Source organism: Brevibacillus sp. YAE8 (assembly GCF_057543335.1).
This window is the reverse complement of record NZ_BAAIYG010000019.1, coordinates 72,602-91,590: the sequence shown is the minus strand read 5'-3', so window position 1 is coordinate 91,590 and position 18,989 is coordinate 72,602. Positions and strand designations below refer to the sequence as shown.

Annotated in this window: 18 protein-coding genes; 8 read left to right on the top strand and 10 right to left on the bottom strand. The window is 54.4% G+C overall.

Annotation, left to right across the window (positions count from 1 at the left end):
* Together AC27IT_RS19585 and AC27IT_RS19580 are read right to left on the bottom strand one after the other, a co-directional pair.
* Window positions 1–129: transposase (locus AC27IT_RS19585; RefSeq protein WP_487092054.1), on the bottom strand; the 129-nt coding region annotated here is incomplete at its 3' end.
* Window positions 130–519: 390 nt separating this feature from the next.
* Window positions 520–726 (bottom strand): hypothetical protein, encoded by a 207-nt coding sequence (locus tag AC27IT_RS19580; protein WP_025845331.1) that lies wholly within the window; start codon window positions 724–726, stop codon window positions 520–522.
* A 261-nt stretch (window positions 727–987) separates the two neighbouring features.
* Here AC27IT_RS19580 and AC27IT_RS19575 point away from each other — a divergent pair, with 261 nt between their 5' ends.
* Window positions 988–1,506 (top strand): acyl-CoA thioesterase, encoded by a 519-nt coding sequence (locus AC27IT_RS19575; RefSeq protein ID WP_025845333.1) that lies wholly within the window; start codon window positions 988–990, stop codon window positions 1,504–1,506.
* 342 nt (window positions 1,507–1,848) lie between these two features.
* On the opposite strand, the gene AC27IT_RS19570 is transcribed toward AC27IT_RS19575, so the two are convergent.
* On the bottom strand, window positions 1,849–3,465 hold the full coding sequence (locus AC27IT_RS19570) for a peptide ABC transporter substrate-binding protein (protein ID WP_025845334.1): 1,617 nt from the start codon (window positions 3,463–3,465) through the stop codon (window positions 1,849–1,851).
* A gap of 76 nt (window positions 3,466–3,541) precedes the next feature.
* On the bottom strand, window positions 3,542–4,036 hold the full coding sequence (locus AC27IT_RS19565; RefSeq protein WP_283858146.1) for a GNAT family N-acetyltransferase: 495 nt from the start codon (window positions 4,034–4,036) through the stop codon (window positions 3,542–3,544).
* A gap of 96 nt (window positions 4,037–4,132) precedes the next feature.
* On the opposite strand from AC27IT_RS19565, the gene AC27IT_RS19560 reads away from it, so the two are divergent.
* A complete protein-coding gene (locus AC27IT_RS19560) occupies window positions 4,133–4,309 on the top strand; it encodes a hypothetical protein (RefSeq protein WP_007784359.1) in 177 nt (58 codons plus the stop codon).
* A gap of 88 nt (window positions 4,310–4,397) precedes the next feature.
* Here AC27IT_RS19560 and AC27IT_RS19555 read toward each other — a convergent pair whose 3' ends face one another.
* The 3 genes from AC27IT_RS19555 to AC27IT_RS19545 form a co-directional block, all read right to left on the bottom strand.
* Window positions 4,398–7,313 carry a WG repeat-containing protein gene (locus tag AC27IT_RS19555; RefSeq protein WP_487092052.1) on the bottom strand — a complete coding sequence of 972 codons (2,916 nt, stop codon included), beginning with the start codon at window positions 7,311–7,313 and terminating at the stop codon, window positions 4,398–4,400.
* 68 nt (window positions 7,314–7,381) lie between these two features.
* Window positions 7,382–9,157, bottom strand: coding sequence for a sensor histidine kinase (locus AC27IT_RS19550; RefSeq protein WP_327944209.1), 1,776 nt, complete (start codon window positions 9,155–9,157; stop codon window positions 7,382–7,384).
* Entirely contained in the window at window positions 9,154–9,834 is a 681-nt protein-coding gene (locus tag AC27IT_RS19545) for a response regulator transcription factor (RefSeq protein ID WP_005830406.1), read from the bottom strand. Before AC27IT_RS19545 ends, AC27IT_RS19550 begins: the two co-directional genes overlap by 4 nt.
* Window positions 9,835–9,964: 130 nt before the next feature.
* Here AC27IT_RS19545 and AC27IT_RS19540 point away from each other — a divergent pair, with 130 nt between their 5' ends.
* Complete coding sequence (locus tag AC27IT_RS19540) at window positions 9,965–11,026, top strand: AI-2E family transporter (protein ID WP_007784367.1); 1,062 nt, start codon at window positions 9,965–9,967, stop codon at window positions 11,024–11,026.
* Window positions 11,027–11,124: 98 nt separating this feature from the next.
* On the opposite strand, the gene AC27IT_RS19535 is transcribed toward AC27IT_RS19540, so the two are convergent.
* On the bottom strand, window positions 11,125–12,108 hold the full coding sequence (locus tag AC27IT_RS19535) for an NAD(P)-dependent oxidoreductase (protein WP_283859306.1): 984 nt from the start codon (window positions 12,106–12,108) through the stop codon (window positions 11,125–11,127).
* Between the two features lie 104 nt (window positions 12,109–12,212).
* Between AC27IT_RS19535 and AC27IT_RS19530 the strand changes: the two genes are divergently transcribed.
* Both AC27IT_RS19530 and AC27IT_RS19525 read left to right on the top strand, forming a co-directional pair.
* Window positions 12,213–12,911 carry a cyclic nucleotide-binding domain-containing protein gene (locus AC27IT_RS19530; protein WP_007784370.1) on the top strand — a complete coding sequence of 233 codons (699 nt, stop codon included), beginning with the start codon at window positions 12,213–12,215 and terminating at the stop codon, window positions 12,909–12,911.
* Window positions 12,912–12,938: 27 nt separating this feature from the next.
* Window positions 12,939–13,367, top strand: coding sequence for a DMT family transporter (locus AC27IT_RS19525; RefSeq protein WP_005830411.1), 429 nt, complete (start codon window positions 12,939–12,941; stop codon window positions 13,365–13,367).
* Window positions 13,368–13,390: 23 nt separating this feature from the next.
* Here the strand turns inward: AC27IT_RS19525 and AC27IT_RS19520 are convergent, their stop codons facing one another.
* Window positions 13,391–14,371, bottom strand: coding sequence for an aminopeptidase (locus AC27IT_RS19520; protein ID WP_487092050.1), 981 nt, complete (start codon window positions 14,369–14,371; stop codon window positions 13,391–13,393).
* Between the two features lie 121 nt (window positions 14,372–14,492).
* On the opposite strand from AC27IT_RS19520, the gene AC27IT_RS19515 reads away from it, so the two are divergent.
* The 3 genes from AC27IT_RS19515 to AC27IT_RS19505 all read left to right on the top strand — a co-directional run bounded on the left by AC27IT_RS19515 (window position 14,493) and on the right by AC27IT_RS19505 (window position 18,043).
* Window positions 14,493–15,173, top strand: coding sequence for a response regulator transcription factor (locus AC27IT_RS19515; RefSeq protein ID WP_025845351.1), 681 nt, complete (start codon window positions 14,493–14,495; stop codon window positions 15,171–15,173).
* Complete coding sequence (locus AC27IT_RS19510) at window positions 15,170–16,531, top strand: sensor histidine kinase (protein WP_487092049.1); 1,362 nt, start codon at window positions 15,170–15,172, stop codon at window positions 16,529–16,531. The genes AC27IT_RS19515 and AC27IT_RS19510 overlap by 4 nt, the downstream gene beginning before the upstream one ends.
* 126 nt (window positions 16,532–16,657) lie before the next feature.
* Window positions 16,658–18,043 carry a DJ-1/PfpI family protein gene (locus AC27IT_RS19505; RefSeq protein ID WP_283858151.1) on the top strand — a complete coding sequence of 462 codons (1,386 nt, stop codon included), beginning with the start codon at window positions 16,658–16,660 and terminating at the stop codon, window positions 18,041–18,043.
* Window positions 18,044–18,260: 217 nt separating this feature from the next.
* Here the strand turns inward: AC27IT_RS19505 and AC27IT_RS19500 are convergent, their stop codons facing one another.
* Complete coding sequence (locus AC27IT_RS19500) at window positions 18,261–18,911, bottom strand: VOC family protein (protein ID WP_025845356.1); 651 nt, start codon at window positions 18,909–18,911, stop codon at window positions 18,261–18,263.
* Window positions 18,912–18,989 lie beyond the last annotated feature (78 nt).

Below are 18,989 nucleotides of genomic sequence, written 5' to 3'. Positions count from 1 at the left end.
ATGTACCAACTCTTTGAAGCGTTGTTCTACATCTGCTTGCAGAAAAATCTTTCTTCTGTACCGAGGGCAGAACACAAAATGGTAGTTTAATAATGAAAGGGTTGTGCTTGTTCTTCTGTATTCGTTCATACACCTATCGTATCAGTTTGTTTTATATACTACAACAGATGAACAACAAAAAAGAGTGGAATTTTCAAATACTTGAAGTACCACAAACCTTCGATTTATTCGTGGTACTCCGTATTTGACCTCACTCTCATCCCGCCCCTAAAGGGGGTGCTATCGCACCGTAGCGGGCTTTCTTGTTCGGAAAATCTGTAACCAACGCAAAGAAAACAGCGGTCGAGTATCCGATTCCTTTTGCCAATGATTGCAACGCTCTTTTTTTCACTCGGGCCCGCTCCTTTCCGCTGATTTCGGTTCCAACCGAACTGAACTGTATGTAAAAAGAAACGCCGCTCATCCTGATTTTTACAGAATTATACGCCAGCCAGGCAGTCTTGGCAAGGCCGCCCCGGTTTATTTTTTCCTGCCGTTTCGCCACAGCATATAAACGTTCGCAACCGAGGTGACAACCAGCATACCAAGCAGGATGTTGGTCGCCACAAGCGTGTTCCTCAAGCTGCGAATCGGGTCCTGGATGGAGGCGAGCACCCCGGCCAGCCTGTCCGGCAGGTCGTGGATCGCGGCGATGAACTGATTGAGGTACTGCAAGTAGTTTTCCAAAGCAGCAGCTCCCTTTCCGCATGGTGATGGCTTTTGCCTGTACAGTTGGTATGGTTTGTCGGAAAGTCGCTCTTGATGCTTCTGCCGGCCAAAACCGCTTCGGGCCAAGCCATAGGCCATGACATGACGGCGGCAGGCACCGGGAAAATCCGCATCTTTCTGCTATGGCTAAAACTCGTCTGGTTGTGGAATAATAAAAATGAGAATATTACAATGATTCATAATTGCTTGATCCACAAAAAAACGAAAGGACGTCTTTCCATGATCGCAGAACGTTTTGTCCGGGAGTCGCGCACTTTCAAGGCAAGCCATGTGCTGCCTCCCGATACGAACAACCACAACACGCTGTTTGGCGGCAGGCTGATGGCGCACATTGACGATGTCGCGGCCATTTCCGCCATGAAGCACGCGCGCGGACCCGTCGTGACGGCTTCTACCGATTCCGTCGATTTTTTGCATCCGATCCGCGTGGACAACGAAGTTTCGCTCGAAGGCTTTGTCACCTGGACACACCATACGTCCATGGAGGTGTTCGTCAAAGTTGTGGCAGAGGACTTGCTGACGGGTGCGCGTAAAGTCTGTGCGACCTCTTTTCTCACCTTCGTCGCCATCGGGCCGGATGGCCGCCCAACCCCCGTGCCCAAAGTCGTGCCGGAAACCCAGGAAGAAATTTTTTTGCACGACGGAGCGGCAGAGCGGGCAGAGGCGCGGCAGCAGCGCCGCAAGCGCAGCAAGCATCTCGCGGATTTGCTCGGAACGGGGCGCCCTTGGGAGCCGTAGCTGACGGACGCTCGGACGCGCGACTGCAACGCCGCGAGCGTCTCTCCTGATTCGCTCGGCACGGGACCCGCCCGTGGGAGCCGTAGCTGACGAACGCTCGGACGCGCAACTGCAACGCCGCGAGCGTCTCTCCTGATTCGCTCGGGACGGAGCGCCCGTGGGAGCCGTAGCTGACGGACGCTCGGACGCGCGACTGCAACGCCGCGAGCGTCTCTCCTGATTCGCTCGGAACGGGACGCCCTTGGGAGCCGTAAGCTGCCACGCGATCCTTTTGCCCAGACAAAAGCTCCCCTTTCCAGCCGTCGAAAAGGGGAGCTTGCTCGTTTTATCAGCCTTCCTATGTTATTCCTTCGTGGCCCATTTGAAATCAAGGTAGCCCAACTCATCCATGACGACGCCCTTCAGCTTCTCGTCCTGCACCCAGTTGCTCGAATAAAAATAAATCGGAAGCACGGGCATTTCTTCCGTCAGGATGGCTTCTGCCTCCGCCAGCAATTGCTTGCGCTTGGCCGGGTCCGCTTCTGTCGCCGCTTTGTCGAGGAGCGACTGGTACTGCTTGTTTTCCCAGTTCGTATTGTTGTTGCCGCCCTTTTTGTCGTAGAACAGTCCCAAAAAATTCGCAGGATCGCCGTAGTCCGCCAGCCAGCCCATCCGTCCAATTTGGTAATTGCCCTCGGTTATATGATCCAAAAAGACCTTCCATTCCTCTTCCACCAGCTTCACGTCAACACCCAGCGCCTCTTTCCACTGCTTTTGAACTTCAAGCGCAATCTTTCGATGGTTTTCCGAGCGATTCATGGACAGGGAGATCGGCGGGAGCTTGCCGATTCCCAGCTCCTTCATCCCTTCTGCCAAAAGCTTTTTCGCTGTCTCGCGATCATTGTCCTTGAAGTAGCCAGACTGCTTCTCGCCATTGGTCACAGGCACGATTGCCGTAGCGGGCACCTGGCTTCCCTTGGTCACCGTGTCGACAATCGCCTGGCGGTTCATCGCGTAGGCGAACGCTTTGCGGATTTTCGCATTGGTAAAAGGAGCCTGCTCCGTATTGAACTTGTACCAGTAGACACCCGCGATCGGCTTCGTGTGCAGAAGCCCTTTCTCCTTCATCACTGGCAGAGCATCTGCCGGAAGCTGCCCGGGAGCACCCGCCCAGTCCAGCTCACCCGTATCGAACAAGGCCAGCTCCGTCTCTTCGTCCTCAACCATCGAAAAGGCGAGCTTGTCCAACTTCACGGCTGCCTGATCCCAGTACGACGCATTTTTCACCAGCGTCATCTGTTCAGCGCGCGTCCAGGAAGCGAGCTTGTAAGGGCCATTTCCTACATGCGTCGAGACGGCATTGGCCCATTTCGGATTCGCGGCCACGACCTTCTGGTTGACCGGATAAAAGGTCGGGAAGGCTGTCAGTTGGGCAAAATAAGGAGTCGGCTCCTCCAGCACGACGCGCAACGTCTTCGCATCAACTGCCTTCACTCCTACGGCGTCCAGATTCTCCTTGCCGCTGTTGGCTGCTTCGGCATTTTCGATCACGTAGAGCTGATGGGAGTAGATGCTGTCCGTTTTCGGATCGAGCACCCGCTTCCATGCGTATTCAAAATCGTAGGCCGTGACGGGATCGCCGTTGCTCCATTTGGCATCACGCAAGTGGAAGGTGTACGTCTTCAAATCGTCAGACACCTCGATCTTGTGCGCCATGGATGGCTGCAGCTTTCCATCCGGGCCAACGCGAACCAGGCCGTCGTACATCGCCCTGGTCAACATGAACGATACTTCATCCTCTGCCAGCGCCGGGTCGACCGTGAGCGGCTCCGCGACCAAATTGAGCCGCAGTACTTTTTCCGTAGCGGCCGGACTGGCTGCCTTTGGCTTTGCTTCATTGGCTGCCGCGTAGCCAGCGCAAGAGGCGATCACTCCAGCGGCTACCAACACATTCAAAACGCTTTTGCTGCGTGATTTCATCGCGATTCTCCTTTGATTCCTAGTTTTCAAACTTTACATATAATACCAAATAACTAAAATAAACACAAACAAGCCACTATCCACCGCTACCGCGTCCAGCGGTAGTGCCAAAATCCCGCAGCGTCAGTCTCGCGAAAAAAAAGCCGTTTTTGAGCAGCACTTTTTGCGAGGCGATATTTTCGGCTGTCGTCTTGGCCTGTACTTCACGGATACCGAGCGGCTGTATGTATTCGGTAAGCAGTAGCTTGAGCGCCTGAGACGCCACTCCTTTGCCTGCGGCATCCGCTCCGACCCGGTAGCCGAGTTCGGCGCTTCCTCGTTCGTGATCGAGGTCGACCAGATTCATCCGGCCCAAAATGTCTCCCGCCGCATTTTTGATGAGCGTAAAGCAGGAAATACGCTGCTCTTGCTCTGCCAACAAAGCTTGCAGACTGTTTTGAAAATAATCGCAGTGATAGTACGCCTCCCCGCGGCTGGGGACTGTCCGCTCGAAAAACTCCCGATTTTTGCACTCGAAGGCAAAAAGCGCCGGGGCATCCTGCTGCTTCAACGGCTCGATATGGATGGACATGAAAACGACACTCCTTCACAAACATGATTGGTTCTTCATCCGCGGCCGAAATCCGCTAGAATAGGAGACAGGTACAAAAACGAGGTGAATGCGCAAATGGCTTATTTGGAAGAAGGCACGTTCATTGCCTTTCTCGCCTTTTCGATTTTTTTCCTGGTCGCCTACAAGCTGGATCAGATTTCGTTCGTCGCCTTCGTCGTTTCATTGGTCGCGACAGCGGCGGTGCACGCTGCCTTTTACCTGCTCATGCTGAAATATTGGCCGATCTTTTAAACGCGCCGCCTGCTTGCTACAGCAGCAGATCACGCACCTGCGAAAACAAGCGCGGGCTTGATGCTCCCGCGCTTGTCTTTCGGCACGCTCAATTTCCGGCTTGCTTTTCGTAGGCGGCAAGAAGTCCGGCTGCCTGTTTTTGGTATGCTGTCAAAAATCCTTGAACGCCCCGGTTCCACTCCGCCTGCGGCAACGGCAGCGGCAACTGGTTCGCCTGCTTTCCGTTGACCAGCAGCATCGTCTCGACCAGCGCCTTCTGCTCAGGCGACAGCTCTCCAGCCTTCAGCACTTTCGGCTTCGCGAGCTTTTTCCCCGCCACCGATCGTAACAGCTCCGCAAAAAACATCTGGTGATACTCTTTGTACAAATCCATCGACATATAGTAGCTCATGCCTCCACGCTGCGGCACGATGCCCCGCTTTTGCGCCCATTCCGTCAACTCCTTGGCGGTCAGCGACTGGCTGCTTTTGCCTGTCGCCATGAAGTAGGCGAGGCTGTACATGTCTTCGTCGCTCATGTCAGCGCGTTTCGCATCGGGCTTGATCGCGCCTTTTGCTTCCAGTGCCGCGAACACCTCTGCTTTTCCTGCGCCCTGTGGCAGTCCCGCATACAGCGCGAGATTCGCGTAAAACTTGCTCTCGCTGCTGCCCTTCCCGGACCAGCTATACGGCTTGCCGAAGTCGACAAGCTCCAGCGGGTTTTGTTTCATCAGTGTCGTATATGCCTCGAAGCTTTGCAACTGGAGCGGGCGATACGTAATCACAGGCTTTTTCGTCAGGAACTTGGTCGTAAACAGCTCTTTGCCGTCCTGATCGAGATAGCCGAACTGGTCCTTCGTCGCAAACGCAAATGGCGGCTGTGTGTCGTCGTGCAGCCAAAGTCCGGGAAAGACTTCGCCGGACGGCTTGATCGCTTCGTACCTGGGAGCAGTCAACTGTCTGCCGTCTGCTGCCAAAAGCCCGTACAAGCCCGTCTGCTTATCCTGGTAGACGACAACGCCTGGTCTTTTGTCGCTTTGCGGCAGCGGCTTCAACGACTGGTAGTTCCCTGTGGTGATGCGCTCCAGCGAAGAGGAGTACACATCCCAGCCATCTTTCGTTTGCACCAGCAGCTTGTCGAAAGTAGAGGCTGTCTCGTATCCGGTTGCGTTCGCCAGCTTTTGCACGAGCCGGCTGCCTTCCTGCGCCCAAACATCGAGCGTCCCGTCCGCCCGCATCGCAACGGCCGCTTTTTTCTCGCCCATCGCTATTTCCACAGCCTCCCGATACGCAAACTCGCCCGCGACCTGCAACTGCCCGTCTGCGATCCGGATGAATGCCCGCTTGTTTGTGCCCTCCTTCACGCCCAATGTATAGAAGGCGTCGCCCACCTGCATGATGGTGACGGGCGGAGCGTCGTAGCGCCCCTTCCACCGCGCCAGCTTGATCTCTGTCGTGAGCAGCGTGCCGTCTGGCGTGTACAGGTCAGCCGTCTGCCCATCTGCTGCGACGATCAGCTTGGAGGCATCGTCTGCGTAAAGCTGTTCATAATGCTTGCTGATCGGTTTATCGGTCGAACGGTCGACGATTACGCTCCCTTTGCCCGCTTCGTACACCGCATTCAACTGCTCGGACAACGGCTGGACGTCGTGTTCGCTCTCCGGCTTGCCACTAATGCCACCGAAGCGTAGCACTTTTCCATCCGGCTCGGTTACCACCACCTGTCCCGTAGCTTCCTCATAGCGAATGACCCGATTTTCTGCTGGTGTGAGCAGCAAACCTTCGCGCTCCGAATACAGCCCGATTTTGCTGCCGTCCTTGACGCTCTGCAGACTGTAACTGCCTAACGGCGTCAACGAATCGAACCAGAAGTCCGGTTCGCGGATCGGCTTTTCCCAACCGGGGAGAATCGTCTTTTTCCCGTCGCTGCGCACCAGCAGACGGGAGGCAGGCGGCCCTTCCACGCGCGGATGCACGAACGGGATCACCACTCCTGCGTCTACCTGCACAACGCCGTACATGCCCGTCTTCGGGTCCTGTCCCAGCACGTAGCTGTCGCGCAAATAGTCCGCGCCCTTTTTCAACGAATGAGCCGTTCCTTTGGCGATGGAATGGTAGGTCACAATATCTTTGGAGACGGTCCAGTACAAATCCGGGTTGCTATGCGCAAATCCCACCTCGGCATGGAGCGGCTCCGCCAAAAGCTGTCCGTCCTTCCACAAACCGACTCCGTTTGGCCCCACCAGTTGAAAATATCCATGGTTCCAGGTGTAGATCGCCTTGTATTGCGCAGGCAGCACGTACTGTCCATTCACATCGACCAGACCTTCCTTGCCGCCCGAGCGCACCTTGAGATAGGCAGTCTTTGGCCCGCCTTCATTGGGAATCAGCGCGGCCCCCGGCAAGGAAAATCTCGGCTTGAACGTCACCAGATCGTACAAGGTCATCGCCTTCGCGGTCGTCGCCACAACGTAGCGCGTCGCGTCTGCTTCCTGATCGCCCTTTGCCTCTGGGGGAATCAGCGAGACGATGGACAGCTTGCCTGCCACGGGAGGAATCAGCACCTTGCCCGTTTTGTCCAGCAGCATGGAAGTCTGTCCGCCCAGCACAATGACTGGGTCATGGTCAGAAGACAGATAGTAGCTGTGCGCCCCTGCAAACTTCGTGGCTGACAGCTTTTTCGTCGTCAGGTCGATGTATTGAAACCAGCCGCCTTTTTGCACGATGGCGATGTTATTCGAGCCGGGAATTTCGATCTCGTCCCAGACGGCGGGAGTGATTTCCTTGCCGGTACGCACGTCGAGCAATCCTTTTTTTCCGGCCTTGGTGACGATCACCGCGTGCGCAGAGTAGTCGAATGCATCGTACTGGGCTTTCGTTACCAGCGCGTTGCCATTGGTGAAACCGATCTTGTAATCCGTCAAGTACGGCTGAACGGTTGCAAACGAAGCCGCTTGCACCGGCGCTGTCCATGCGCTCGCGCAGAGCAGCGCAGCCGCCATCAGACTGATCGCTTTTTGTTTCATGGGCTTGTTGGCCTCCCCCTGTGCTTTTTGCTTGCTATCAGTCAGACGCGCAAACGGCCACGTTGGTTTCACTTTCCTTTTCCATGGGTGGGCAGCGAAAAGGAAAAAGCGACGCCTGTCTTCGTATTTCGCACACTGTAGGAGGCTTCATGCAGTTCCAGAATGTGCCGGACGATGGCAAGTCCGAGCCCGGTCCCGCCTGTCTTGCGGTTTCGCGAGCGCTCAATCCGGTAAAAGCGGTCCCAGACAAAAGCGAGTTGCTCCTGCGGGATTTGCTCGCCTTCATTTTCAATCGTGACGCGCAGCGCTTGCGCCTCGCCTTCGATCCGCACGGTAATCTCGCTGCCCGGATTCGCATGGCGGATGGCGTTGACCAGCATGTTGAGCAACACTTGCTCGATTTTCTCCTGATCGGCGTACAGCGCTTCCTCGTTGGCCAAAATCGTCACGGCCCGCAGCTCTTTTTCGCGGAAATGATGCATCAGCCGCTCGACGATTTCCTCCGTCAGCTCGCTTAAGAAAAACCAGCTCTTTTTCAGCTTGATCGTCTTCGACTCCAGCTTGGCCAGCTCCAGCAAATCGCGGACGAGTTCCTCCATTTTTTCCGTCTCGTCGAGGATGACCTCGATGTAGCGCTCGCGCTTGTTCTCGCCGACGCCGTCCCGCAGCCCTTCCGCGAAGCTTTTCACGATGCTCAGCGGCGTTTTCAACTCGTGCGAGGCATTGGAGACAAACTCCTTCTGGATCAGCTCCATCCGCTGCTTGTGGTCCATCTCGTTGCGAAGCTGTTCATTGGCTTGTTGCAACTCCCGCAGCGTCACATCCAGCTTTTCCGCCATCGTGTTCAGACTGCGCGCCAGGCTGCCGAACTCGTCGTTGCGGATAATCGGCGACTTGACCGAGAAGTCGAGCCGCGCCATGCGCAGGGCGCTTTTGTTTAAGGAAAGTAGCGGCTTGGTGACGATTTTGGACAAAAGCAGGGACAACAGCAGGATCAGCGCGAAGCCGCCGATTCCGATGTAGACGTAAAACAGCCGCAGCGCATCGTTTGCCTCGCTGATCTGCTGCAAGGAGGTGAGGGCGACGACCAGCTCACTGAGCCGCCCGTCCTGTACGATCGGGTGAATCGCAACCAGGCTGCGCACGCCGCTCCACGGCTCCACCCATTCCTCCTCCAGCACGCTTCCGCCCTCCAGCGCGCGTTTGCGTTCCTCCGATAACGGGAATAAGTCCTTCAGCACATGAAACAGAATCCCTTGCCGCAAATTCCACTGGTTGGGCGCAGGCAAAAACAGCTCGGTAATTTCGCCGGAGACAGTCGACAGCGTCAGAGTCGTGTCGCTCCCTCGCAACGTGCCGATATCGGCTGCCCCCGCTTTTTTAATGACGCGCGGATAAAACATCTCCTGCAGCAGCCCTTCCTCAAAGACGCCGATCGCTTCAATCCGGTCGCCTTTGTGCAGATTCGCGCTCAAAAGGGCGCTGCGGTCTTCCTCCGGGAGCAGGGACAGCGAGATTTTCACGTTTTTGCCTTCGCGATCGCGAATGACGATGCGAAACGGATTGTCGTACTTCACCTGGCCGTTTGGGCTGACAATCGCCAGTTGCGTCTTGTTGCGGCTGATAAAAACGGACAACTCCCGGGCCATGCTCTCTGCGTCCCATTCCCGCGAGACGTACTCTTTGGCAAACGCTTCGAGCTTCTTCTCCAGGTCGTCCAGCTTTTTCGATTGATAAAATTGCTCAAAAAAAAGTAACTGACCGATCATGATAATCGTATAAAACAACAGGAAACACGATGAAGTGATGGCAAACAGCTTGAGTGTGACGCCCCATTTTTTCATCGCTCTTCCTCGAACGTATAGCCTGCCTTGATAACTGTCCGGATGTGTCGCGCTTCGCTGCCGAGCTTGCTGCGAAGCTTCTTGATATGGGTGTCGACGACGCGCAAATCGCCAAAGTAGTCGAAGCCCCAGACGTGATCCATGATCGTTTCCCGCGACAGCACGATCCCGGCATTTTTGATAAGATAGACGAGCAACTCATACTCTTTCGGGGCGAGGTCGATTTCTTCGCCCCTGATCTTCATGCGCCGGGCATGCCGATTAATGACGACCTGGCCGAAGCGCAGCAGATGGTCGGTTCCTCTGACCGTGCCCTCAACCCGCTTCATCAAGGAGTTGGCCCTGGCGACCAGCACTCGCGGGCTGAACGGCTTCGTGACGTAATCGTCGGCGCCAAGCTCAAAGCCTTGCATCTTGTCGTCTTCTTCGGACTTGGCGGTGAGGATGATGATCGGCACATCAGAGGTTGTGCGGATTTCTTTGCAAACCGTCCAGCCATCCATCTCCGGCATCAAAATGTCGAGAATGACCAGATCGACCCGGAGGCTTTCCAGCATCTGAATGGCTTGCTTTCCGTTTTCCGCTTCGTGTACAATCCATTGCTCCTGTTCGAAGTAGTCCGCGACGATTTCGCGGATGCGGCTCTCGTCTTCGACAAGCAGCACCTGTCGCTTCATGGATGGCTCTCCCTTCCTTGGATGGTGTGATAATTACAGCATTCGCCAAAAAAAGACACAGGAAATACACATCGTTACGGTAAGCTTAGCATAGAAAATAGCGCGTCTCGAAATTGGAAAGGATGTTCCCATGAACTTGCTCACCGTCTTGCAAAATAAGGATTTCAGACGTTTCGGTATTTTGGCGTTGTTTTGTTTCCTGCTCTACTCGCTCGGAAGCATGCTCAATGTCGTTTTGCTCACGTTTCTCGTCACATTTTTGATGGATCGGCTGCACCTGTTTCTCACCAGGGCGACCCACAAGCTCGTGCCCGTCCATCCCAAATTGATTCTCATAGCCCTCTACGCACTGTTGACGGCCTTTCTGGTTGGCGGAGGGATGAAAGCTTTCCCGGCCCTGATTCATCAAACCGGGCAATTGATCCACCTCATCGAGCAGGTGGTGCGGGAAAACCAGCATAACGAATTTGCGCCTTATCTCATGTCCGCCCTAGACAAGCTTGACATGAAAGGGCTTGTCAAAGGGAGTCTTGACTTTTTGACGGTCGTCAAGGACATGGGCTTCAACCTGTTTCTGGCGCTGCTGCTCAGCCTGTTTTTCCTGCTGGGCAAGGACAACGTGATCGCGTTTACCGCGCAGTTCCGCACCAGCAAGCTGTCGTGGCTGTACAACGAGATTGAATATTTCAGCCAAAAGTTTATTTTGACCTTTGGAAAAGTCATTGAAACCCAGTTGCTGATCGCCCTGTTCAACACTGTGTTCACGGTCATCGGCCTGTGGATTCTCGGCTTCCCGAACTTGTTTGGCCTGGCGCTGATGGTGTTCGTGCTCGGGCTGATCCCCGTGGCCGGCGTCATCATTTCCCTGATTCCGCTCAGCGCCATCGCCTTTAGCATCGGCGGCTTGCCTACGGTGATCTACCTGCTGGTGTTCATCATGCTGATTCACGCCATGGAAGCTTACGTCCTCAACCCTCGCCTGATGGCGTCGAAGACCCATCTGCCGATTTTTTACACGTTCGTCGTCCTGATCTTCTCCGAACACTTCTTCGGCGTCTGGGGACTGATCGTGGGGATTCCGTCGTTTGTATTTTTGCTCGACATTTTGGAAGTAAAAAAAATGGGAACCCCGATGTCCAAAAACAGACCTGTTTCCAAAGAAGTGCTGGACGTGCGGGTCAATGCCAAATAGGAAAACGGACAGCCGCCTCAATCCTCGACATAACCAAGCAAAAGGAGCCCTTCTCGTGCGGGCTCCTTTTTTGTTTGCTTTACTCTTTCCAAATTGTGCTACTCGCGTTCAAACCATTTAATCAGCGCCTGTGTCCCGCTGTCTGCCTCGCCTTTTTCCGCAAGCTCCTCATAGAGCGACTTGGACAGCGCGAGCCCAGGCGTCAACAGTCCCATCTCCTCGGCCGCTTCCAGGGCGATGCCCATGTCCTTGATAAAATGCTTGATGTAAAAGCCGGGCGCGTAATTGCCCGCAATCATCCGCGGAGCCAGATTGGACAAAGACCAACTGCCCGCCGCTCCCGCTTCGATGCTCGTCAGCACGCGCGCCGGGTCCAATCCCGCTTTTTTCGCGTAGGCGATCGCTTCGCACACGCCGATCATATTGGTCGCGATGCAGATTTGGTTGCACATTTTCGTATGCTGTCCGGCACCAGGGCCGCCCTGGAGAACGACGTTTTTGCCCATGACCGCAAGCAGCGGCTCCACCGCGTCGAACGCTTCCTGATCGCCGCCGACCATGATCGCAAGCCGCGCTTCCCGCGCTCCGACATCTCCGCCGGACACCGGGGCGTCCAGCGCATGCAGCGCATGCTTTTTCGCTTCCTCGTATATTTTTTGGGCGAGCGAAGGCTTCGACGTTGTCATATCGATCAAAAAAGCACCCGGCTTCGCATGCGAAATGATGCCCTCAGGCCCAAGGTACACTTCTTCCACATCAGACGGGTATCCGACCATCGTAATGATGACATTGGCTTCAGCAGCCAGCTCGCTTACCCGTTCCTTCCAGACTGCTCCTGCCGCCAGCAGTTCCTCGGCTTTTGCCTTCGTGCGCGTATAAACGAGCACCCGATACCCTGCCCGCAAAAAATGTCCCGCCATGCTTTTGCCCATGACGCCTGTTCCTACAAACCCGATAACCGTTTCTTCTGCACGTACAGTCACGCTACCAGCTCCCTCGTTTCTCTCTGTAATACCTACCCGTATAGTTCTGGAACAAAGCGGGATATTCCTGCTGCTCTCTGGCAAAGCGAGCGCCTGCACGGCCACAATTTCAGCCAACAGGACATATGTCCTTTTTTCTCGCCCCCCAGTCTTTTACTATAGAAGATGCCGTCTGCCCCATCCTTTTTTCTCGGAGGATTGCCATGAAGGAAATACACGATCGAGCTGTGCTCCACGCTTTTATCGAAAACAGTTGTCTGCACGAGCTGTTCGACGCTGCCGCCATCCGCGAAATGCATCTGTACCAGGCGGAAAAAGGCGAGCTGTTGTGCGCCAAAGGCGACGTGCTCCAGCACATGTACTTCGTCGTCGAAGGCAAAATCAAAATTTTCACGACGCTCCCCAACGGCAAGTCGCTGCTGCTGCGCTTCAACAACCCGCTGGCGATCATCGGCGACGTGGAGTTCGTCACGCGGCTGGAGGCGCGCAACACGGTTGAATTTGTCCATCCGGGCAAGCTGATTGCCTTGCCCTTCAAAGTATTGCACGAGCGCTACCAGAACCATCCGGGCTTTTTACAGTTCATCCTGCAAAAAATCAGCCACAAGCTGTACACCTCGTCCAACTCGACGAGCCTGAATTTGCTGTATCCGGTGGAAAACCGCTTCGCAAGCTACCTGCTCTCCACCCTCGAAGGCGGCACGCAGCCGACTGCCTCGGACGAATTGAAGACGGCGAAGCTCACAGAAGTAGCGGAGCTGCTCGGCACGAGCTACCGTCATCTGAACCGGGTCATTCAGAGCATGAGCGCGTCCGGCATCATCGAGCGGAAAAGAGGGGCGTTGCACATTCGCAATCGAAAAAAAGTCGTGGAGCTTGCGAGCGGCAACATTTACGAATAAATGGCCGCATAGGAGGGCGTGAAAAGCATGCAAGGCATTCTGTTTTCGCTGCTCGCAGGCGTGTTCATCTGCTTGCAGAGCGTCTTCAATGCCCAGGCGAGCGACAAGCTGGGCCTGTGGCAAACGAACGCCATCGTCCACGGGCTGGGCTTCCTCGTCTCGCTCGCCGTCTTCGCCATCGTCCGCGACGGGGACTGGCAAAAAATCGGGGAAGTGAACAAGCTGTACTTGCTCGGAGGCGTATTCGGGGCGCTGATCGTTTTCAGCGTCATGAAAGGCATCACCTTGATCGGCCCGGCCTACTCCGTCTCCATCCTGCTCATCTCCCAGTTGCTCGTCGCCCTGCTCATCGACTCTCTCGGCTTGTTCGGCGTGGAAAAAGTCCCGCTTGGCGCAAACAAACTGCTGGGAATCGGCATCATGATCGCAGGCGTGCTCGTCTTTAAGCTGAAATAAAAAAGGAGGGCGCATCTGCCCTCCTACAAAATCAACTGCTCCGGATTCAGCCCCAGTAAAGCCTCGTGCACGAACCTTCCGTCTTTGCGGATCAACACGTCGTCAAACCAGATTTCCCCGCCGCCGTACTCCGACCTTTGAATCGCGATCAAATCCCAGTGAATCGTGCTGCGATTGCCGTTGTCCGCCGAATCGTACGCCTGTCCCGGCGTCAGGTGGAAGCTCCCGGCGATTTTTTCATCGAACAAAATGTCGCCGATCGGGTGCAAAATGTGCGGATGAAACGCAATCGCAAACTCTCCGATGTAGCGCGCTCCCTCATCCGTATCCAGTATTTCGTTCAGCTTCTCGGTATGATTCGCCGTCGCCTCGACGATCTTGCCCTCGCGAAACGTGAAGCGCACGTTGTCAAAAGCCGTCCCTCTGTAGCGGCTTGGCGCGTTGTACTGGATCGTTCCGTGGAGCGAGCCGCGCACGGGCGCTGTGTACACTTCCCCGTCCGGCATATTCCGCTTGCCGACCGCCACCTGTTTGCCGATTCCTTTGATGGAAAAAGCCAGGTCGGTTCCCGGCCCCACTATCCGCACCTGATCCGTTTTGTCCATCAGCTCGTACAGCGGCGTGCTTGCCTTGGCCATTTTCCGGTAGTCAAACGAGCAGACGTCGAAGAAAAAGTCCTCGAAAGCGTCTGTGCTCATGTTTGCCTTTTGCGCGGTTGCCGCCGTCGGGTAATGAATACGGATTCCTTTGATTTCATTGTCGACGCGGTGCGCCATGGGTTGAAAAGCTTCGGCAAGCAGCCGCTGCTTTTCCTCTGGCACGTCTTTATACTCGCTGTCATTCGTCTCACCGTGAATGCCGATGTAGCCGTGGATGCCGTTCCACATGTCTTTTTCCCATTCGGCGACTTGCGCAAGCTGTGCCGCTGTCAGCCCGAGCATCCACTCCCGCTCGACGCGTGGCCTGATAAAACGCAGGTGCGGGTAAGCTCCTTTTGCATACAAACGTTTGACCGCCAGTGGGCAAGACTTGCTACTTGTTCCCAAAAACAGAAGGCCCTATAGTAAATGGTAAAAATGCAGTAATGACGGTCCTGATATGCAGAACGGAAAGGAGCGGATGAGCGTGCCAAGGGCATTAGTGGTCGATGACGACCCGCACATTCGGGAATTGGTCGCATTGTACTTAAAAGACGAGGGGTTTGACATTGTAGAAAAAACAAATGGAGCAGACGCATTGGCATACGCGGAAAATCATGCCGTGGATTTGGCGGTTATCGACATCATGATGCCGCAAATGGACGGCTGGGAGCTATGCTCCAAACTGCGTGAGTTTGGCGATATGCCGATCATCATGATTACCGCCAAAGGCGAGGCGCAGGACCGCATCCATGGATTCAAGCTGGGGACCGATGATTATCTGGTAAAGCCGTTTGATCCCGTAGAACTGGTTCTGCGCGTAAAGGCACTGCTCAAGCGGTATCGCATTTCGGTATCCAACATCATTACGCTTGGCCATCTTTCGTTGGACCGTTCACGCTATCTGGTGGTATACGCAGACGGACAGACCAAAACGATCCCCATGAAAGAATTTGAACTGCTGTACAAACTGGGCAACTATGCCGGGCAATTATTTACTCGCGAAACATTGATCGAACAAATTTGGGGGCTCGATTATGAAGGGGACGAACGAACGGTAGATGTGCATATCAAGCGGCTTCGCGAGCGGTTCCCCGAAGCCGAATTCGGATTTCGCATCGTGACGATTCGCGGTTTGGGCTATCGACTGGAGGTAACAGCGCAATGAAATCGCTCTATACACGGGTCGTGCTCGTGTTCGTCGGAATCGTCATGCTCAGCCTGGTGACGGCTTTTTTCATTACGACCTGGCTGTATGAAGAACGCGCCAAAGGCATCGTCCGAGACATACTCATCGAAAACGGAAGCCAAATGATCGCTACCTACCAATCCACTCCCACCGCAGAGCTGGTTCCGCTCATGCAGCACTTGTCGGGCCTTTCCCTAACCCATACGCAGCTTTACAATGCAGAGGGCGTTCCGCTCCTCGCCGAGAAAGGAACCTCGTTGCAGGTGGAGCCTCGTGATGTCGCGCGTGTCCTCGCTGGTGAAAAGCTAACTGATCTGCTGCGAATCGACACTTCTGCTTCCCATGAAGCTGCACTGCCTGTAATTGGCCTGCCTTTTCAGGTGGACGGACAGCCTTATGCCTTGTTCGTGACGCTGACACGAAACAGCGCTGACGAAGAATTGATGAATTCGATTCATTTGCTGTACGGTTTAATCCTGTTCATCGGAAGCTTTTTGATTCTCATCGCCGCCCGTTACCTGGTCAAGCCGATTGTTCAATTGACCGAAGCCACCCGGCGAATGGCGGAAGGAGAGTTCGCAGTAGAAGTACCTATCAAGCGCAAAGACGAGATCGGAATCTTGAGCGCCAGCTTCAACCAGATGGCCAAAAAGCTCGGAATGCTGGATCAAATGCGGCGGGATTTCGTCTCCAACGTCTCGCATGAGATCGGTTCCCCTTTAACTTCGATTTCCGGTTTCACAAAGGCGTTGAAGCACAAGGAAGTAAGCGAGGAAAACCGCCTTCGCTATTTGACCATTATCGAGGAAGAGAGCGAGAGACTGTCTCGGTTGAGCCAAAATTTGCTGCAATTATCCCAACTGCAGCAAGAGAACATGCCGCTGCGCACCAAGACGTATCGTCTCGACGAGCAGATTCGCAAGGTCGTGATTGCGCTTGCTCCACACTGGGAAACCAAACAGATCGACTTCGACCTTCATCTGGAGCCGCTCATGATAGAAGCAGACGAGGACCAGTTCAGCCAGGTGTGGATCAATCTGCTGAGCAATAGCATCAAATTCACACCTATAAACGGCACGATTCAAATCACGGCTGTCAAGAAAGGCAATCAGTGCATCGTTTCCATTACCGATAACGGAATCGGGATTCCTGAAGAAGAAAGGGCTCACATTTTCAAGCCTTTTTACAAAGTAGACAAAGCTCGCAATTCTGCCGTAAAAGGAAACGGCCTTGGGTTGTCCATCGTGAAGCAAATCATTGACGGGCATCGGGGAAACATTCGGGTTTTAGGTGAAGCAGGAAAAGGAGCGACGTTTGAAGTTACCTTGCCGCAGTGAAAAACCGCCAGCGTGCGGTTTTTTTCTTTTTTTGGTTCCCGTTCATATTCAGTTCACATAGCTGCTTTATATTCCTCTTAGAAGCTAATTACCCTACGGTGGTATAGTAAACAGGAGGAATCAAAAGTGAAAAAAGTTTTGTTGCGTTTGGCGGTGTATCTGCTTAGTCTGGTTGTATTTGTAGGCGGTCTTGGCTTTCTTGGATATTCCCATACGCAGAAGGAATTTTACAACGCGCTCCGCGAAGAGGCCGTCCCTTCCCTGGAGGGAGTCACCATTCCCCCTCATGATCCGGCGAAACCTACCGTTGCAGTCGTCTTGGGAGATTCTTCGATTACAACAGAGGATTTCGATTTTCTCATTCCGTACACGCTGCTCTCGATGACAGAAGCGTATAATGTCTATGCTGTCGCACCCGACAAAGACCTCAAAGCTCTGTCAGGCGGACTCGATGTCGTCCCGCACTACACGTATGCAGAGTTGGATGCTCTGTTGGGGAAAGACCCTGACGTAATCGTAGTCCCGTTTATGCCCATTATCGATGAAGCGACATATGCCCCTACCCGCGAGTGGATTCAGAAACACGCTAACAGCGATACCACTTTCCTGAGCATTTGCGGGGGTTCAGGCAACCTGGCTGATGCCGGTCTGCTGAAAGGAAAATCGGCTGCGTCTCACTGGCAAGCGATTCCGTCATTGCGAGTATTCTACCCGGATACGACTTGGGTAGAGGATGTGAGATATGTCCACGAAGGAAATACGCTGACTTCATCCGGTCAAACGGCTGGTATCGATGCGGTGCTTCACCTCATCTCGCAGCAAGTGGGCGAGCCGACAGCAGCAAGCATTGCCAAACAAATCAGCTATCCGAATTACGAATTTGTCGCGAATCCAAAAGTGGAACCGTTTGTTCTCGACTACAAATTTTCCACCTACATTCTGAATAGCACATTCCGCTGGCAGAAAAAGCAAATGGGCGTGCTGCTCTATGACGGCATGGAAGAACTGGCCCTGTCTTCGATCTTTGACTCGTACGCGGACACAGGAACGACACGCGTTCGGACCATTTCGAGGACGATGACACCGCTTACGACCAAGCATCACCTCAACATCGTGGCACGACACACCATCGAGAATGCGCCACAATTGGATAAAATGATTATCCCTGGCGGCGACGCGCCTTCGCTGGCTCACGATGACATCAAGTTTTGGAATGAAAAAGGCAAGGCCGATGTGACTCTGCTCATTCACGCCGATTCTCCCAACCGTTATGTGTTTGAAGCTCCATTGGAAGACCTGGCCAAGCAGGAAGACCTGCTGACAGCCCGGCATGGCGTAAAGCGTTTGGAATACCGCTCCGACAATATCAAGCTGGAAGGCAGTGCGCTTCCTCTCATGACCTATGCGCACCTGCTGCTTACTCTCGCTCTTGCTTTCTTTACGGCATTTTTCATTGATCGCAAGTTCATTGCCAAGAAATCGATTTGCTGTTTGCACAAGCGCACGCCGTAATCTCTGCCGAAACTGATCCCAAGCATGTGAAACAGATGAAAACACCTTCAAGACAATCCGATCATTTCGCAAGATCGGGGACAATCTTGAAGGTGTTTTTTTATGCGTGCGTGTCTGCTCCTTGAGCCAGACGACGCCGATCAGCGTAGCAAACACGATGCTGATTTCCCGCAGCGCCACTTCTCTGTCTTTGGAACGCAGTCGGCAACCGTTCCGTTCAGCAGACGATCCGGTACGGCAACGGCGGACTCGTATGCACAAGCCCCTGCTGTCCCCGCTCAGGCTCAGGCGCAAGCTCGATCGCGATAGGATGGATGGTGGCCCCTCTGTCGGTCGGATACCACGGGCGGTTTGCTTTTACCAGCACGAGCACGCCGTCCTGATCGCCGTAAAAGCGAAAGACTTCCGATTCAGCCTCAAATTCGCTCGGGATCGGGGCGAGCGAAGCCGCGAATGCCGCGACATCGGGAACGGGCATGCCGACTTCCTGAATCGAGAGCCAATCCGTCTTCGCCTCTGTCGGAAAAGCCAGCAGCTCCAAAATGTTTCCTTCCGGGTCTGCGAAGTAGAGCTGCTTTCCTTTCCACGTGTACGACTGCATGACTTCCTGCCCGTCTTTGCTGCGCAAAACGATGCCGCGCTGTCTGATCGCTTCCGCATACGAATCGAACGCCCGCTCCGCGATGCCGCAGGCAAAATGGTAAAACGGCTTTTGCTCGGCCCGCTGAAAAGCCAGTGTGGCTTCCCCTACCGATACGGCAAACGAGCGGGGCGTGCTTTCGATCAGCGGCATGTGCAAAACTTGCGTGTAAAAAGCCAGCAGTTCTTCCGGCTTGCTCGTCGTCAACGTCACCTTTTGCAGCTTCATCGGCCGTTCACTTCCTTTTTTCTTCCATAGTAGCATAAGTAGCGCCCGGGAAGCGGCAGCCCTTTTCGCCGCGGAAGA

Coding starts and splice junctions, on each gene's coding strand:
- AC27IT_RS19575 (WP_025845333.1), top strand. CDS start 988: ATGATCGCAGAACGTTTTGTCCGGGAGTCGCGCACTTTCAAGGCAAGC.
- AC27IT_RS19570 (WP_025845334.1), bottom strand. CDS start 3,465: ATGAAATCACGCAGCAAAAGCGTTTTGAATGTGTTGGTAGCCGCTGGA.
- AC27IT_RS19565 (WP_283858146.1), bottom strand. CDS start 4,036: ATGTCCATCCATATCGAGCCGTTGAAGCAGCAGGATGCCCCGGCGCTT.
- AC27IT_RS19560 (WP_007784359.1), top strand. CDS start 4,133: ATGGCTTATTTGGAAGAAGGCACGTTCATTGCCTTTCTCGCCTTTTCG.
- AC27IT_RS19555 (WP_487092052.1), bottom strand. CDS start 7,313: ATGAAACAAAAAGCGATCAGTCTGATGGCGGCTGCGCTGCTCTGCGCG.
- AC27IT_RS19550 (WP_327944209.1), bottom strand. CDS start 9,157: ATGAAAAAATGGGGCGTCACACTCAAGCTGTTTGCCATCACTTCATCG.
- AC27IT_RS19545 (WP_005830406.1), bottom strand. CDS start 9,834: ATGAAGCGACAGGTGCTGCTTGTCGAAGACGAGAGCCGCATCCGCGAA.
- AC27IT_RS19540 (WP_007784367.1), top strand. CDS start 9,965: ATGAACTTGCTCACCGTCTTGCAAAATAAGGATTTCAGACGTTTCGGT.
- AC27IT_RS19530 (WP_007784370.1), top strand. CDS start 12,213: ATGAAGGAAATACACGATCGAGCTGTGCTCCACGCTTTTATCGAAAAC.
- AC27IT_RS19525 (WP_005830411.1), top strand. CDS start 12,939: ATGCAAGGCATTCTGTTTTCGCTGCTCGCAGGCGTGTTCATCTGCTTG.
- AC27IT_RS19510 (WP_487092049.1), top strand. CDS start 15,170: ATGAAATCGCTCTATACACGGGTCGTGCTCGTGTTCGTCGGAATCGTC.
- AC27IT_RS19500 (WP_025845356.1), bottom strand. CDS start 18,911: ATGAAGCTGCAAAAGGTGACGTTGACGACGAGCAAGCCGGAAGAACTG.